The organism is bacterium (assembly GCA_040755795.1).
Classification (GTDB): Bacteria; UBA9089; CG2-30-40-21; order CG2-30-40-21; family SBAY01; genus JBFLXS01.
In genome coordinates this window covers 19,668-33,828 of record JBFLXS010000009.1, presented here as the reverse complement: position 1 = coordinate 33,828, position 14,161 = coordinate 19,668, and the positions used below count along the sequence as shown (strand labels likewise).

General features: G+C 37.3%; 17 protein-coding genes. 3 read left to right on the top strand and 14 right to left on the bottom strand.

Translation table 11 applies throughout. The features are described from left to right. Positions 1-325: 325 nt before the first annotated feature. The 11 genes from AB1414_01520 to AB1414_01470 all read right to left on the bottom strand — a co-directional run bounded on the left by AB1414_01520 (position 326) and on the right by AB1414_01470 (position 9,084). Positions 326-529, bottom strand: a complete 204-nt coding sequence (locus AB1414_01520; protein ID MEW6606118.1) for a hypothetical protein — start codon at positions 527-529, stop codon at positions 326-328. A 186-nt stretch (positions 530-715) separates the two neighbouring features. After that, positions 716-1,180 (bottom strand): transposase, encoded by a 465-nt coding sequence (locus AB1414_01515; GenBank protein ID MEW6606117.1) that lies wholly within the window; start codon positions 1,178-1,180, stop codon positions 716-718. A gap of 322 nt (positions 1,181-1,502) precedes the next feature. Next, the gene (locus AB1414_01510) at positions 1,503-1,859 is read right to left on the bottom strand and encodes a four helix bundle protein (GenBank protein ID MEW6606116.1); all 357 of its coding nucleotides are present in this window, start codon (positions 1,857-1,859) and stop codon (positions 1,503-1,505) included. Between the two features lie 371 nt (positions 1,860-2,230). Further along, positions 2,231-2,383 carry a CRISPR-associated endonuclease Cas2 gene (gene cas2, locus AB1414_01505; GenBank protein MEW6606115.1) on the bottom strand — a complete coding sequence of 51 codons (153 nt, stop codon included), beginning with the start codon at positions 2,381-2,383 and terminating at the stop codon, positions 2,231-2,233. A gap of 309 nt (positions 2,384-2,692) precedes the next feature. After that, complete coding sequence (gene csm5, locus AB1414_01500; GenBank protein ID MEW6606114.1) at positions 2,693-3,736, bottom strand: type III-A CRISPR-associated RAMP protein Csm5; 1,044 nt, start codon at positions 3,734-3,736, stop codon at positions 2,693-2,695. After that, complete coding sequence (locus AB1414_01495) at positions 3,730-4,776, bottom strand: hypothetical protein (protein ID MEW6606113.1); 1,047 nt, start codon at positions 4,774-4,776, stop codon at positions 3,730-3,732. Before AB1414_01495 ends, csm5 begins: the two co-directional genes overlap by 7 nt. After that, positions 4,736-5,491, bottom strand: a complete 756-nt coding sequence (gene csm3, locus AB1414_01490; GenBank protein ID MEW6606112.1) for a type III-A CRISPR-associated RAMP protein Csm3 — start codon at positions 5,489-5,491, stop codon at positions 4,736-4,738. The genes AB1414_01495 and csm3 overlap by 41 nt, the downstream gene beginning before the upstream one ends. Before the next feature lies 1 nt (position 5,492). Continuing rightward, the gene (gene csm2, locus AB1414_01485; protein ID MEW6606111.1) at positions 5,493-5,900 is read right to left on the bottom strand and encodes a type III-A CRISPR-associated protein Csm2; all 408 of its coding nucleotides are present in this window, start codon (positions 5,898-5,900) and stop codon (positions 5,493-5,495) included. A 5-nt stretch (positions 5,901-5,905) separates the two neighbouring features. Continuing rightward, a complete protein-coding gene (cas10, locus tag AB1414_01480) occupies positions 5,906-8,497 on the bottom strand; it encodes a type III-A CRISPR-associated protein Cas10/Csm1 (protein MEW6606110.1) in 2,592 nt (863 codons plus the stop codon). Positions 8,498-8,771: 274 nt separating this feature from the next. Continuing rightward, positions 8,772-8,897, bottom strand: coding sequence for a hypothetical protein (locus tag AB1414_01475; protein MEW6606109.1), 126 nt, complete (start codon positions 8,895-8,897; stop codon positions 8,772-8,774). A 4-nt stretch (positions 8,898-8,901) separates the two neighbouring features. After that, on the bottom strand, positions 8,902-9,084 hold the full coding sequence (locus AB1414_01470) for a nucleotidyltransferase domain-containing protein (protein ID MEW6606108.1): 183 nt from the start codon (positions 9,082-9,084) through the stop codon (positions 8,902-8,904). Between the two features lie 474 nt (positions 9,085-9,558). Here AB1414_01470 and AB1414_01465 point away from each other — a divergent pair, with 474 nt between their 5' ends. Continuing rightward, positions 9,559-10,905 carry an IS1380 family transposase gene (locus AB1414_01465; protein ID MEW6606107.1) on the top strand — a complete coding sequence of 449 codons (1,347 nt, stop codon included), beginning with the start codon at positions 9,559-9,561 and terminating at the stop codon, positions 10,903-10,905. A 483-nt stretch (positions 10,906-11,388) separates the two neighbouring features. Here the strand turns inward: AB1414_01465 and AB1414_01460 are convergent, their stop codons facing one another. From AB1414_01460 to cas6, 3 genes are all read right to left on the bottom strand, one after another. Next, positions 11,389-11,670 carry a type II toxin-antitoxin system RelE/ParE family toxin gene (locus tag AB1414_01460; protein ID MEW6606106.1) on the bottom strand — a complete coding sequence of 94 codons (282 nt, stop codon included), beginning with the start codon at positions 11,668-11,670 and terminating at the stop codon, positions 11,389-11,391. Further along, complete coding sequence (locus tag AB1414_01455; GenBank protein ID MEW6606105.1) at positions 11,654-11,893, bottom strand: toxin-antitoxin system, antitoxin component; 240 nt, start codon at positions 11,891-11,893, stop codon at positions 11,654-11,656. Before AB1414_01455 ends, AB1414_01460 begins: the two co-directional genes overlap by 17 nt. Before the next feature lie 466 nt (positions 11,894-12,359). Continuing rightward, a complete protein-coding gene (gene cas6, locus AB1414_01450) occupies positions 12,360-13,352 on the bottom strand; it encodes a CRISPR system precrRNA processing endoribonuclease RAMP protein Cas6 (GenBank protein ID MEW6606104.1) in 993 nt (330 codons plus the stop codon). A 377-nt stretch (positions 13,353-13,729) separates the two neighbouring features. On the opposite strand from cas6, the gene rpmB reads away from it, so the two are divergent. Then, positions 13,730-13,927, top strand: a complete 198-nt coding sequence (rpmB, locus tag AB1414_01445; protein MEW6606103.1) for a 50S ribosomal protein L28 — start codon at positions 13,730-13,732, stop codon at positions 13,925-13,927. A gap of 66 nt (positions 13,928-13,993) precedes the next feature. After that, positions 13,994-14,143, top strand: coding sequence for a hypothetical protein (locus tag AB1414_01440; GenBank protein MEW6606102.1), 150 nt, complete (start codon positions 13,994-13,996; stop codon positions 14,141-14,143). Positions 14,144-14,161 lie beyond the last annotated feature (18 nt).

Below are 14,161 nucleotides of genomic sequence, written 5' to 3'. Positions count from 1 at the left end.
TTTCCTGCTTGCCAGAAGCGAGGCTAAAGCCTCGCACTACAAATCTTTTTATTATTCGTGTTCATTCGTGGTTATATATTCCCTCTGTGTTCTCTGTGACTCTGTGGCTATATCCCTGAACGGTTACGAAATTTGGAATTTCTGACTACTTTGCGTTCTTTGCGCCTTTGCGAGAAATTTAATCTTTATGCCTTTCTTCCATCAATAACTGAGGGATTACCTAATTCGGTAATAGGTCAGATTGCTCCTTGCCTCTGCCCTCTAAAAAACCAATCCCTTATTCATCAAGTCGTTAAGTTCGGGACACGGGGCACGGGAAGAGAAATTAATGTTTTTTGAGACTTTGAATCAAACGATTCAATTTCCCTTCCTTTCCTCCCGAACCCCGAGTCCCGGGTCCCGAGTCCCGCTTTCCTTGTCGCAATCCCTTATTCATCAGGTCTATTATTCGCACCCTGAAGGTTATCTTGATGTCTATGACCATGCTGCGGCGTCGCAATCCCTTATTCATCAGGTCTATTATTCGCACAGCAGGGGGCAAAACCCCTTGCACATAGCGGTTTGGCAAGGCTAAAAATACTAACCTAACCTATTAAAATGTAGTGAGGCTCTTTTTAAAATGTAGTGAGGGTCTTTAGACCCGTTTTAGAAACGCATCTAAACTGAAAACGCATCTCACTACATAAATAACTGAAAACGCATCTAAAGATGCTCACTACATAAATATTTTATTTACATCAAACTCAAATGAACCTGTAAATCTATAATCTTCAAAATTTTTACATAGTTCTTTTCTTACTGGATTATTGGCAATATATTTCATTACATTTTCAATCCCTTCTTCTTTCCTAATAATATGGTCATAGTATCCTTGTTGAAACAACTGTTTATTATATTCTTTTTTAAACCAGAATCCACATTTCTGTTTAAATATCTTAATCATCTTTTGTAAATTTGCATTTTCAGAATCACCAATAACACATAAGTGCAAATGGTCGGGCATAAATGTATATAAATAAATCTTGAATTGATATTTTTCTGCAATCTCTTTTAATATATTTATACATTCATGGACTGTTTTATCTGATTCAAAATAGTTATGTTTAAAATTACAACATATTGTGATTGAATAAGCAGCATAACCAATATAATCAAAATTTTCTAATCTTGGTGCTGACACAATTTTTTATCTCCTGTAAAAGACTAAAGACGGGTCTAAAGACCCTCACTACATTCCTTCCTTCAGCCTAAAGACTACATTCCTTCTTTTTCCCCGAGTCCCGAGTCCCGCTTTCTTCGTCTTTCCTCCCTTTCACTTTCAACTTTCACTTTCAACTCCGCCATCGGCGGGCCGTCGCAATCCCTTATTCATCAGGTCTATTATTTGCACGGCTACATTCGTAATTAGATGGGGGACGAGCACTCAAACGTCGCAATCCCTTATTCATCAGGTCAGCCCAGCTTCGCTGGAGTGAAAGTTGAAAGTAGAAAGTGAAAAAGGATTATCTATCTAATGTGTCTATCATTTTACTCAACATGGCTCGTATTTCTTGACACATTTGTTCTCTTTTTTCAAAGCTCACGCTATCAATATAACCTAATCTTTTTATTTTCTCATACCAGTCAATTGTTTCATTTGTTGAGCCTCTGGCAATGTAAAGATAGTGTTCAAACTCTTTGCCTTTTCTTCTCCCATATCCTTCAGCAATATTGGCAGTTATAGATGAAACACTCCTTAGGATTTGATTGGCAATAATTCTTCCTGCCTCAGTTTTTGGAAATAATTCTACATCCTTTACAACCATCTCAAACAATGTCATTCCCATTTGCCATACTTTAAGCTCTCTAAAATCTTTCATTCGTTCTTTCCTTTCCTCCCTTTCACTTTCAACTTTCGACTTTCACTTTCTCCCTTTCACTTTCAACTTTTGACTTTCTCTTTCCTCCCTTTCACTTTCAACTTTCGACTTTCAACTCCGCCATCAGGCGGGCCGTCGCAATCCCTTATTCATCAGGTCTATTATTCGCACAGCAGGGGGCAAAACCCCTTGCACATAGTGGCTCGGCAAGGTTAAAAATACTAACCTCCCTAATTCCTTCTTTAATACGCATTAGTTTCACCTCCTTTTGACGGCTAAAAATATTCCTTTCTCTCTGTCTATCAATAAGTTACAACACTAATACTAACCTACCCTATTTTTAGACATTTTTTCAAACTCTACTTAACTTGTTAGACAATATAGACTTCCTTATCTTCTGTTACCCTTCCCAGCCCAATTATTTTAATCTTCTTCTCACAGTTAGCACACATCTCATATATTCGCACGCTATCTTCCTCTTCTTTTATTAGTTTCCTTATCCTTTTTCCCATCTTATCTAACAAGGGAGTAGGGTGGGTTACGAACCCATCCTACATTGTTTAGAGGCCTTACTTTCACTTTTAACTTTCACTTTCAACTCCGCCATCAGCGGGCGGTCGCAATCCCTTATTCATTAGGTCTATTATTCGCACTTTTATTTATCCCAACCCTGCGAAGGACGGCTGGGTGAAATTCACCGTCGCAATCCCTTATTCATCAGGTCTTAGATTCGCACGTAAATTTTGCCTTATTGAGAAATCGTCATTGCGAGGTCACAATCCCTTATTCATCAGGTCTTATTCACTTTTCAAAGAGCAAAGATATAATCAACCTTATTCTTTTACTGTAACCTTTATCCAACCAAGGGGTAAGTATCCATCTATCAACTTTCTGGTTTGAATAGACTTTGGTCTTTCCTGTTTTAGATTTACAGTCATTGAGGAAAAACCACTTCCCCAGCCAATCCTGAGTAAAAAGGTATCTTTATTGAGATTACGGGATTCTTCTTGTAAATGAGAGTAAATCTTATTAGTCGGGGGGTCTTTAAAATATTCTAATTCGTGCTTGATAATCTGGCGAGTAAAGTTGTTACAAGCCTTGATGATAAAATCATTATCAATAGATTTTAATTTAATCTCTTTGTTCCGATTAATAAGCTGGTCATCAAAACGGAATTCAGCAAGGAAGATTATAGGTTTATTTTGAAGAGAGGAATAGGTAACTTCTTTAAAAAGCTGAATGTCAAGAGGTTTTGCTGTTTTTTTAGAGAAGGTTTCTACTCTTTCAACATAAGTACTATTTTCTGGCAATCTGGCATCAGTAATCTTGATTGCCCGAAAAGGGTCTTTCCCTCCATCCAGACCTCGGGTAACAAATCGTTGTGCTTTTTCATCAAAGAATCCTCGCTCACTCTTTAATACTTCAGCTTCAAAAATATCTGGCTTCATTTTTTCATCAACTTTGCCTTGAAAGAGTTCAAAGATAACCGCTGTTCTAATTGCCCCTTTAAGAGAACTGCCAGGAATGAATGGATGTGAAAGCTCCCTGATAAAAGGGGCAACAATAAGCTGGTTATGAACATCTTGCAATTTAGTTTCATAGATAGATGCAACTGTTTTTGAAACATCAATACTAAATTCAGCAAACTTATCAAAGCCTGCTCTATTTCTGATAAACTGCCTTAATTGGACAATGTTACTTGAAAGGAATTTATCAAACTCTTCTTGCTCAGCAGGTGATAATTGATAGAGAAAATCAGCCAGATTGATTTTGAACAATTTGCCATTTTTGATTACATACTCATAAGACTCAATCTCATCTTTACTGCCAATATGAATTGGGGTAAGAATTTCAACCTGAAATTTATAAGTTAGCATACTTCACCTTCCATGGTTTCTTCAATTTTCACTCCTAATGGAAAAGCCAAGCCATAATGGATAATTTCAGTATCCCAATGGACATTTTTAATTATCTGTCCATAATACTCTTTCAATGGCTTTCCATCCAGAAAAAATACAGAACCTGCTTTAAACATATAGAGTGGTTTCTTAAATGGATGCAATCCAATTATTCGATTATTCCGATCAAGTTTATTAATCTTAGAGCTGGCATAATGCTCACCTAACTTTCCATATTTGATTAAAGGGATGTAAAAGCCATTTGCTGGGTCATCAGAATCAGGAACAAAGGATGATAAAGAAATGAAAGCATTAGGTTGTTTGGCACAAGATAAATCTGAATCTTCAATCGCCATAAATTCTATCTGTCCTTTGCCAACTGATTTATCTGCTCCGTAACCACTGATTTCTAAATATCCTTTTAGTAGATTTTCAAGCCGACTTAATGGAAACACGGTTTCATTCAATTTGATATAAAAATTAATTCTGGATGCTAAAGAATAATAGGTTTCTGTTTCAGAAAATAGTCCACCTTCTCTTACCCTTGCTATAAGTCGGTTAAAGGTATTATGCAGATTTGTCTGGCTTTCAATTTCAGGCTCTTTGAATCCACCGGTTAAAAAATCCCTTCCCATCTGGATGCAAGATAAAGGGTCAATGTGGTTTAAGAGATAATCTTTGGAGATAAAGTCTATTCTATTTAGCTCTTTTAATTTCATTATCCCTTTTATCAGTCCTCTTTTTTCCTTACCGTAACAATCTCTGGCTAATTCTTCAGACTCTTTAGATTTTAATGGTTCTAAAACAGGTTTTATCAGATAGCCTTCAGGGAAACCATCAGAAATGATAAGGGGCGGATATTCTCCTAAAGAGGCATCAATGAATTTCTTCAGTTCTTCTTCTTTCTCAAGGAATCTAATTCCCCAGCATAAAGTGCCAAAGATGGTATCAGCCTGAAAAGGGGTAATAACTGAAGATTTAATCTTTAGGGTCACTTTGTAAGTTTTGTAGTTTGTCATTTGCTTTTACCTCTTCAGACTTAGTTTCAAGGGGGCAATCTTTAACCTCATATTCAAATTCAACCTTACCATAGCCCCGACTTCCAGAGCCTCCAAGGGCATCTGTTTGTATTAACCTTATCCCTTCTTCTACATACCTAAAGAGCTCTTCATCAACTTTGCCTCTATCATTATTGAGTTCAAACAGCCGATAAATCATCTCAAACTCAAAGACAATATCAGCCGGCACCCTTTCCTGTGTTCTGGGATTGGCTCTGGCACTGAGGCGATTTATGGTATTCTCTGTCTTTTCTTCAGCATACATCAATCCTTTCTGCTTTTTCAACTCCTCAAGTTTTTTCTGTGAATTTTCTGTAAGAAAGGCATCACGAACAATGAGCCGACTGGGGCCAATTTGTGCCTTATCAGAGGATGTGCCAAAGATACGGCAGATAGGACATTTTTCTCTTAAACATTTACGGTCATCATATTGATGCACATCTCCATTGCGTTGGAAGTTATCTAACTTCCATTCTAATAGACTTCGCATCTTACCTTTGATAGAAGAACCAGGGATGTAAGGCAATTGAGTAATTGGGTGTTTAATAATAGGGTTGTCCATACCTCCAATCTCAATAGTCTCGGCTGTTCCCCCAATGTGAAGCCCGGTTTTGCAGGTGATAGTTCCATTTATCACCTTGCATCCTTTAAGTTGCAATTTAATTTCTTCTGACATCTTACCTACCTCCTTCACCAAAGAAATATCCTACTACTGCCTCAAATACCAGGGTAAAAGATTTAAAATCCTGGAGTGAATTGATTTCGTCAACACATTTTTCAATAAACTCTCTGAATTCCCAGGGTACTTTTCGTCCACTATAAGTTTTCGGGCAGGCATAGGCTACCTTTGATTTTAGCATCTTGACCAAAGGTCTATATTTGGTAAACTCATCCTCTGTAGTAACCTTTGCCTCTAATGACTTAACATCATGATAAAACCTCCTCAGTTGGGCAGAGTGAAGTGGTGGACGAGCTTTTAAAAAGCTCTTAGCCCAATCTTGAGCCCTATTGGTCAATAGTTCCTCACGAATGACCGCTTGACCGCTCTTTTCTTCATAAAAAAAGCTATCATAATTTGTCTCCATTCTAATTACCTCCTATTTTTATAAATTGCCCAGAATACAGGGACTTTCATATTCTTCATCAATTTGTTCTTAACCCCATCATCATTTGAATAAAGGGGTTCTAACCATTTCATCAATTCCTCTTGAACTTTCTTGCTATCTTTTTCTTTTCTCTTGATATTCCTTCCTATATCATAAGCCAGATGAGAGCGATAAAGTAAATCTTCAACCACCCCCTTCTGAACATTCAGATACATCCGGTGATATTTTAATAGACGGTGAAGAAATGCTACCTTAAATGGGGAATCTTTTCTCTTCAATTCATCAATGAGCAAGTCCTTAAAAGGAAGGGTCTCTTCCATTTCATTCCACTTCAGAGTAGTTCCAAAAAGTGTGAGTTGGTCTCTTCCTTCATCTTCAGATACCTCACCAATTAAAAACCTTCCGTTGCTTGCCTTAGCGTCCTTAAGCAATTCATTTACCAATATGGCGCCTCTGGCAATTGGCAGTTTAGGTTTAAGAACAGCAATGCCTGCAGAAAGGGTAATATTGTCATTCTGGCAGGTAAAAGAGCGGAATTCTTTGTATAATCTTTGAGAAAACTTAATTATTTCCTCCCAGGGACCTACCAGAAAGAGGTCGTCCCCACCAGAAAATACAGTGTAGAGTTCCCTAAATTCTGTAGAGATGGTTCTTTCAACCCAGCCGGCAAAAAAGAGGTCAATCATCCTGCTCATCGTTAAATATCTTGAGACTGTAACATCTTTTCCTAAACCAAGATTAAAGATTACTCCTAAACGATCTACATCTGCCTTCAAAAGACCTATTCGTCTTTCTCCTTGCCAATCTCCATCCCGATTCTTCCGTTGAGATAGATTGGCTAAGGTTCCAAAGGTAAGAATGCTGCCAGGCTTTGTTTCCTGATCCTCATCGATAAGTTCTTTTTCTTCCTCATCCAAGTCTTTGTAAAGAGGCACATAGTTAGCAAAGAATTTATTCATAATTCCAAGGTCAGTAGGTTCTATCTTCTTTTCCAGAACATCATAAAGACGGTAAAGAAGATAATAATGGTCATTTACTTGTGGCAATTGAGTACAGTGTTGTTTGATTAATTTCAAGAAATAGACTTCCTCCCCTTCTTTTCCGTTATTAAAGAAGATTAGGTCGGCTTCATTTCTTTGAAATTCATCAGGCCTTGCCTTCCCCAAAGCTATATACTCTGTTTTAGGGAGCATCTCTCCAATCTTCTTGTCCAGGGCACACTGAGAACATATCTCTGGTCCATCATTATCTTTTTTGCTTGCAGGAAAGCAATGGCAAATCTGGCAATCTTTTGCTCCTCCTTCCTTCTGGCTGTAACGTTCATATTGGCTTTCTCTTACAAACTTTCTCTCAAGCCATTTCCCATCAAACAAAATCTCTGAATTCTTTCGTTGTTTCTTTAGCTCTAAATTCTCATAAACTCTATTCAGATAGCGATGGAATTTTCCTATTTTGAGACTATAACCTGTAATTATTACTTCCCAATTTAGATTAATCGTTATTTGGCCAAAGAACTTTTCAAATAACCAGGTTGAAATTTCTTTCTGGAGGTCTTTCATCATCTTATCACTGATATTTTCTGGAGCAAGGAGGACAAAACGCCCCCCCGCTGAAATTAGATTACAACTGTAAGGAAGTTTTAAATGATGAAGGATTTTTTGAATAGTAACCTCTAACAAGACGGATAAATAGAATGAGCGGCTTCTGAGTCTTTTCGCTACCCCTCCTCTGCCCTTCTCAGTAATCTTAAAGATATAATCTTGAATTCCTGATAAGTCTCCACCAATCAATCTAAACTTGTATTGAGCTTTGGAAGAGTCAAGGTAGCTTTCAATATCTTGCTCATGAAATCGGTAAAGGCAGGCAGCAATAGCACTGGTAGTTTTAAGATGGTCGTAAAGAGATATATCGGCTATATCTTTTGTAGTATCACTGGGAAGACACCAGGTATACTTTTCTAAAAGAGAGAGTAATGAATTATAGAATCCATCAAAGTTATCAGCAGTTATCTCCTTTAACTCAGGGATAAAGTGATTCTTGTAGTGCTCTAATATCTCACCCTCTTGTATCTGTTTTGGTCCATCAGGAAAAGCACCTTTTGGCTCTAATTTTCCAATTTTATAGGGAGATACGCTTGATGAAGGGTTGCAGAACAGTTCTACCTGGCTAAAGATAGGGTCTAATGGTCTCTTAGTAAAATACACTCTTTTTTCTTCACTTTCTTGTTTATCTTTTAAAGTTTCACTATGTCTTTCGCCCGCAGAGAAAGTATCTGCGTCACTAACCAATTGACAGAGGGCTTCCTCTCGTTTATTTTTAAAATCTCCTTTCCTTCTTGTTTCTTCAATTATAGCATTATGGTGATTCCAAACTATCTTTTCTATCAATTCTAAATCAATATCATCCCTTAGCCAAAGTGCATGAAAATCTTCTTCTTCAGAAAAGAAATCTTTAGAAAATTTAGTATGACTCTGACTAATTGCGATAATATTACTCTGCCGTTGAATAAACTTCCCAATATCATGCAAAAGTGCGGCTAAGATTACGGTTTGATATTCTTGATTATTATCTTTCATCTTTTTACCTCAAAATATCCGCAGATTTCGCAGATTTTACAGATTTTTAATTTTTTCACGCAAAGGACGCAAAGGTAATTTTTTGCCTTATTTCCTTTTGCGTTCTTTGCGTGCTTGGCGTGAAACTTCCCCTGAAAATATCCGCAAGATTTTACCGGAGATTAGACCGATTTCTCCCTTTCTCCGTTTCCCCCTTTCTCATCTGTCCTCTGCCTTCTATCTTCTGACCTCTGTATTTATCCCTGCTAATCCGTGTTAATCAGTGGCTGAATAGTTACTCTGCCCCTTTATAAATAATTTTTCCCATACGGTTGATATGTTCAATCAAATCAGGGTTATTTATGCTTTCGTAATGAACCACATCAAAAAAATATGGTAAGGGGGTTTCTTCGTTAAGCATAAAACTATAGATGATTGCGAGTTTCTTCGGTAATGTCCTTGCCTTTTATCGCCAAATCAATATCAGAGCCTTTTTTATGGCTTCCTTTGGCGCGTGAACCAAATATAATCGCTTGTTCAATCTGAGGAAATCTCTTTAAGGCTTCGATAATTTTCTCTATCTCACTCTCTTTTAACCCGTTATTCATAACTCTACCTCAGGCTTTTAGATACTCTTTAATATACTATTTACCATTAAGAATGTCAAGAAAAAGTTACCACGAATTAAACGAATTTTACGAATGAATACTATAGCAGTTATTAGTCAAAACTTTACATAGTATAGTGAATTAGAGATTAGCGAATTAGAGGATTAGAGAATTCTATGTCAAATTTCGATTAATAGGTGCTATAATCCTTAAATCGGCAAGTGACCTTTTCTCTATACCTTTAACCACTTGATATATAAATACTTAACTCATTAAAAAATCTGCAAATTTTTTAACAAAAATACTTGACATTGGTCTCCTCCTATGCTATACTTTATGTAAGTAATTCATATTACTAAAGTTAACATAAAAAGGAGACCAATTACGATTACTTCTTTAACCCCTCAAATAGATACCCGTCCTCGTAAAGAACGACGACCAGAAATTATCGCTCTGGAGAAAAGAAAACGAAAATTGGTTCGCAAAATCAGACCTGTTAATCTCCAGGTTGAATTCGGTAATGATACCGTCACCCAGTTTGGTAACTTCCATACTATAGAAACCTTTAAACAAGCTATTGATCTAACAGGTATCATTAAAAACAACTTCACCCTTTCTAAACCCATTAACAGCCTTTATTCTGCACCTCAAACATTAGAACATCTGATTGATTGTTGCTGTCTGGGATTATCCCGTTTTGAACATACAGAAACTTTACGATTTGACCCTGGTTATCTTGACCTTAAACAAATCTCATCTTTCCCATCAGAAAAGGTCTTTCGTAATCTTCTCTCTGCCTTTCAACAAACGCATATCCAGGAACTTATCAATATCAATAAAAAGTTAAACCACCTTAAATCAAAGTGGTCAGGTCATACCCATGTCACCCTGGATTTTGATGATTCAGTTGTCACCCTTCATGGTCATCAAGAAGGTGGCGAAGTTGGTTATAATCCTCGTTATCATGGTCGACCTTCCTTTAAAGTTAAGGTCTGTTTTATTGGTTCATCTAATGAATTGCTCCATTTTAATCTTTACTCAGGCAAGGTTCATAGTAATGGTGATTTCCTTCCTTTCTTTCAAACTTGCCTCGACCTGTTACCTCCCAATTATGTAGCCACAAAACTTAGATTAGATAAAGGCTTCTTTGATGAAGATAACCTCATCAAGTTTGAAGAGTTATATTTAGAATATGTCTGTAAAGCTCCTCTAAGAGAAAATCTTAGAAAATTAATCATCTCCATCCCTGAAAAAGACTGGAAAGAAATTGACGAATACACCAGTATTACCAGTAAAGAATTCCTGCTTAAAACCTGGAAAAAACCCAGAAGATTTGTCATCCGTAGAGTGAAAATAGATAAAGATACATCCCAACTCCTCCTCGACTATAAGGATTTCTATCGTTATGAAGCTGTCGTCACCAATATGGAAGGTGACCCAGCTGAGATTATGAACTTCTATGATGATAGGGCTAATGTCGAGAACAAAATAGATGAACTCAAAGATGGTTTTGCTGTAGAAGAAGCATCTCAACATCTCAAAATTCGCAATCAGGCATTTATGTTCATTAAAGTTATCGCCTACAACCTGATGAATTGGTATAGACAGGCTTTGTTGCCTGAGGATAAGAAAAACTGTGAGATTAAAACCATCCGCAGACAAATCATCAATATCCCTGGCAATATCCTCGGCAAGGGTAGATTCCATCGAATTAAACTCGCCGCCAATAAACTTCTTGAGTCTATCATTCAGATAATCAAAACAAATCTTGATGCCTTCTTCTATTTTGTAGCTAATGGCTTTACCCCGGTTCGATGTTAACTACAGCAATTTGACCATATTCACTTTTCAAAGAACTTTAGACACACTCGTATTGTGCCCAAATTATGACTCACTCCCATCTTAATCCTATCTCTTTTCTATCCGTTATCTAATTCCCTTCATCTTCTCCTTAATTCTCTCCCAAATTTGTCAAAATAGCCTTCTTTTTCACCCCCCTCTCCCCTTTTTACTCAGATACTTGCCGATTTCAGGATAATTATTAGAATAATGTAACCGTTCAGGTGGTCTGGTGTCTGGGTGTCTATGTGTTTGGGTTACATAGACTACCAGACACTTAGATACATTTTTATTCGTCCAATTCGTGAAATTCGTGGTATGTTATACTTTCCTATACGATCAAGAAAAAATTCAAGGTGGAAATTTCAGGATAGCTTTGTCAGTAGGTTATTGATACTACTTTATATTTCCCCAGTCCAAAGCTGGTGCCTTTGCCAATGTGTAGCCCTTGCATGGCTTGATAACTCAGCCCCTTCTCTCTATCTTTTTGTAGACATCTTTGCGGTGAATGATTCCTAATATCCAGACTTCATTTTCCATCATTTTATAGACCACTCTATAATCACCAACCCTTATTTTCCAATATCCTTTCAGAGTTTTCCTTAAGGGTTTGCCATAGTGGTGTGGGGCTGTGGTTAAACGGGTCTCGATAACCTCTTTAATGCGCATCTTTAACCTCGCATCAAGTAGTGGTATATCAACCGTTTTTACATCCTGATGGTATTTAATCTCAAAACGCTGATTCACTCCATACCTCACTATGCTTAAGGGCATTTGCTTTTTCAAAGGTTCGTTCTCGCTCTCCAGCAAAGATTGAAAGAGCAATGTCTTCTTCTATTTCTAAAGCTTCTTTGACCAGGTCACGCGTCTTTAAAGACAAAGAAACCCCATCCCTTTTAGCCAGTTGTTCGATGGTCTGATAAAGTCGTTTTTCCATGACAACATTAATTCTTGGATTTTGGGTTAACATAATCTTTCACCTCCATTAAATTATAATTTTAACACTTATACCACAATTATGTCAATAAAAAGTTTAAAGCAAAAAGCAAGGAGTTGAAACAAATTATACCTTTTTTGTAACTATTCAGCATACCAAGCAAGTAGGAAGTAGGAAAGTAGGAAAGTAGGAAGTAGGAAGTAGGAAGAGAGTAAAATACTTCATACTATTTTACTCTTAATTGATTTGATTAAACCTACTCACTTCTTCAGATATATCCCAAATGGATTGAAAATCTGGCAGATAATTAAGATCTTTAGATAGAATTAGATAATACCTTAGTTCGTAATGGGGCAGTTATTTGGGGGAACGAACATTAACCTCCGGAAGACAGAGCAATGGAAATAGTAGGCAAGTAGGTAGTAGGTAAGTAGGAAAGGGATAAAGGATGTGCACGGTATTCCTCTTCTGGGGACAATGTCTTCCCTTTCCTACTTTCCTACTCTCCTACTTTCCTACAGGCTGAATAGTTACCCTTTTTTCTTACTCCGTGCTCTACGCCTTCTATCTTATATTTCCCCAGTCCAAAGCTGGTGCCTTTGCCAATATGCAATACCTCACCTGCTTTGATTAAAGGAATGAATGGTTCAATAACACCTTTAAAGGTTATCTCACCTACAAAACCACCCAGCTTCATCCTTGTTTCCTGCCGGGCAGAGTATCGCTCCCAGTCATACCAGTCTAACATCCGTTTTATTGTCTCTATCTGTTTGGATTTGTAAATTATTCTTCTGAAATCCCATGCAGATGGGTCACCATTACAATGAAAGTAATAAAGGAGAGAGATACGGCGCAAAAGCTGCCTGAGCAGAATCTCGAAATCAAGCTCAATCGTAAGATGGTTGTCATAAAGGATACGGGTAGGGGTGAGAAAATTCAAGGTTAAGGTTTCAAGGATAAATGGGTCAGTATGAGTATCGTCAAAGACTACCGATAAGGTCGAAGGAGTAATGGATTTAAGCGTTTTATTCCGAGAATCATAGATTGTCTCTCCGTTACAGCTAACCTCTTGCAACTCAAACTTGCCTCTGTCTTTGCCTATACCTATCTTCCCCAGCTCTTGAAAGGTATAGACAAAATAGGGAAGGTAGTCTATTGCCTTGCCGATGAGGATAAGGGAAAAGTTTATCTCATCGCCAGGTTTATAACCCATCCGTTTTTCTGGAGGCGGTTCAATAACAAATGGGTGAGGTGCAGAGGTATATTTACGCATAATTTTGGTATCTTGTGGAGGTGGGGTTTCAAAGATGTAGGAGTAAACGCATTTGTCTTTCAGCAGGCAGTCTGGACATTCCTTATCCTTTATGGCACAAACTACTCGCTTAAAGGCAGTCCCAAATCCTCCCCTTAAGGTAGAACCTTTGTAAGAAGGGAGGATGATTGGCTCTAATGCCTTTAGATTGAGCATAACTGATGCAGTGTGTATATACATACCTTTTTCCCCTTTATCTTTACTTTGTAGGGAATAATGGAACGGTTCATTTTATCGTTTTCCCTTAAATTTTACACGCACCCATTACAAACAGCAATTCTAATTATGAAAATGTGTAAGCAAGGAGAATTGGAGAATAGGGAGAAAGAGGAGAAAATATAACCACTAATAGGACACGAATAAGCACGAAACATAGGATTAATTCGGTCTATTCGTGACTAATTTTAATCATTTTCTCCCTTTCTCCATTTTCTCCCTTTCCCCTTTTTTACACAATTTCTGTCATAATGAGAATTACTGCATTACAAAAAAATACTTGCAAGAATATAAATTTTATGTTATTATATATAAAATTTGTTCAGGAGGTAAAATTCAATATGGCTAAGGTATGTTACATCTGCGGTAAAGGTCCTCAAGTTGGTTATAATGTTAGCCATTCAAATCGCAAAACGAAGCGAAGATGGTTACCAAATCTTCACAGGACTAAAATAATGATAAATAAAACAGCAAAACATGTCTATCTTTGCACGACTTGTCTGCGGACTAAAAAACAACCATCTTTACAAACTGCTTAAAACTCGTAACCGTTCAAGATATAGCCACAGAGTCACAGAGAACACAGAGGAAATATATAACCCGGAATGAACACAAATACAAAAAGATTTGTAGTGCGAGGCTTTAGCCTCGCTTCTGGCAAGCCAAAAGGCGAACCCAAAGGTTCGCACTACATTTATGGGATGTCAGAGGTTAATTCGTGTGCATTTGTGGCTAATTTCCTTAATTCTCTGTGAACTCTGTGCCTCTGTGGC

Bases quoted from the DNA above. Each gene is read 5' to 3' on its own strand.
- cas6 (MEW6606104.1), bottom strand. From the start codon at position 13,352: ATGTATATACACACTGCATCAGTTATGCTCAATCTAAAGGCATTAGAG.
- cas10 (MEW6606110.1), bottom strand. From the start codon at position 8,497: ATGAAAGATAATAATCAAGAATATCAAACCGTAATCTTAGCCGCACTT.
- AB1414_01510 (MEW6606116.1), bottom strand. From the start codon at position 1,859: ATGAAAGATTTTAGAGAGCTTAAAGTATGGCAAATGGGAATGACATTG.
- AB1414_01495 (MEW6606113.1), bottom strand. From the start codon at position 4,776: ATGACAAACTACAAAACTTACAAAGTGACCCTAAAGATTAAATCTTCA.
- AB1414_01440 (MEW6606102.1), top strand. From the start codon at position 13,994: ATGAACACAAATACAAAAAGATTTGTAGTGCGAGGCTTTAGCCTCGCT.
- AB1414_01455 (MEW6606105.1), bottom strand. From the start codon at position 11,893: ATGTTAACCCAAAATCCAAGAATTAATGTTGTCATGGAAAAACGACTT.
- csm5 (MEW6606114.1), bottom strand. From the start codon at position 3,736: ATGCTAACTTATAAATTTCAGGTTGAAATTCTTACCCCAATTCATATT.
- rpmB (MEW6606103.1), top strand. From the start codon at position 13,730: ATGGCTAAGGTATGTTACATCTGCGGTAAAGGTCCTCAAGTTGGTTAT.
- AB1414_01475 (MEW6606109.1), bottom strand. From the start codon at position 8,897: ATGCTTAACGAAGAAACCCCCTTACCATATTTTTTTGATGTGGTTCAT.
- csm3 (MEW6606112.1), bottom strand. From the start codon at position 5,491: ATGTCAGAAGAAATTAAATTGCAACTTAAAGGATGCAAGGTGATAAAT.
- csm2 (MEW6606111.1), bottom strand. From the start codon at position 5,900: ATGGAGACAAATTATGATAGCTTTTTTTATGAAGAAAAGAGCGGTCAA.
- AB1414_01470 (MEW6606108.1), bottom strand. From the start codon at position 9,084: ATGAATAACGGGTTAAAAGAGAGTGAGATAGAGAAAATTATCGAAGCC.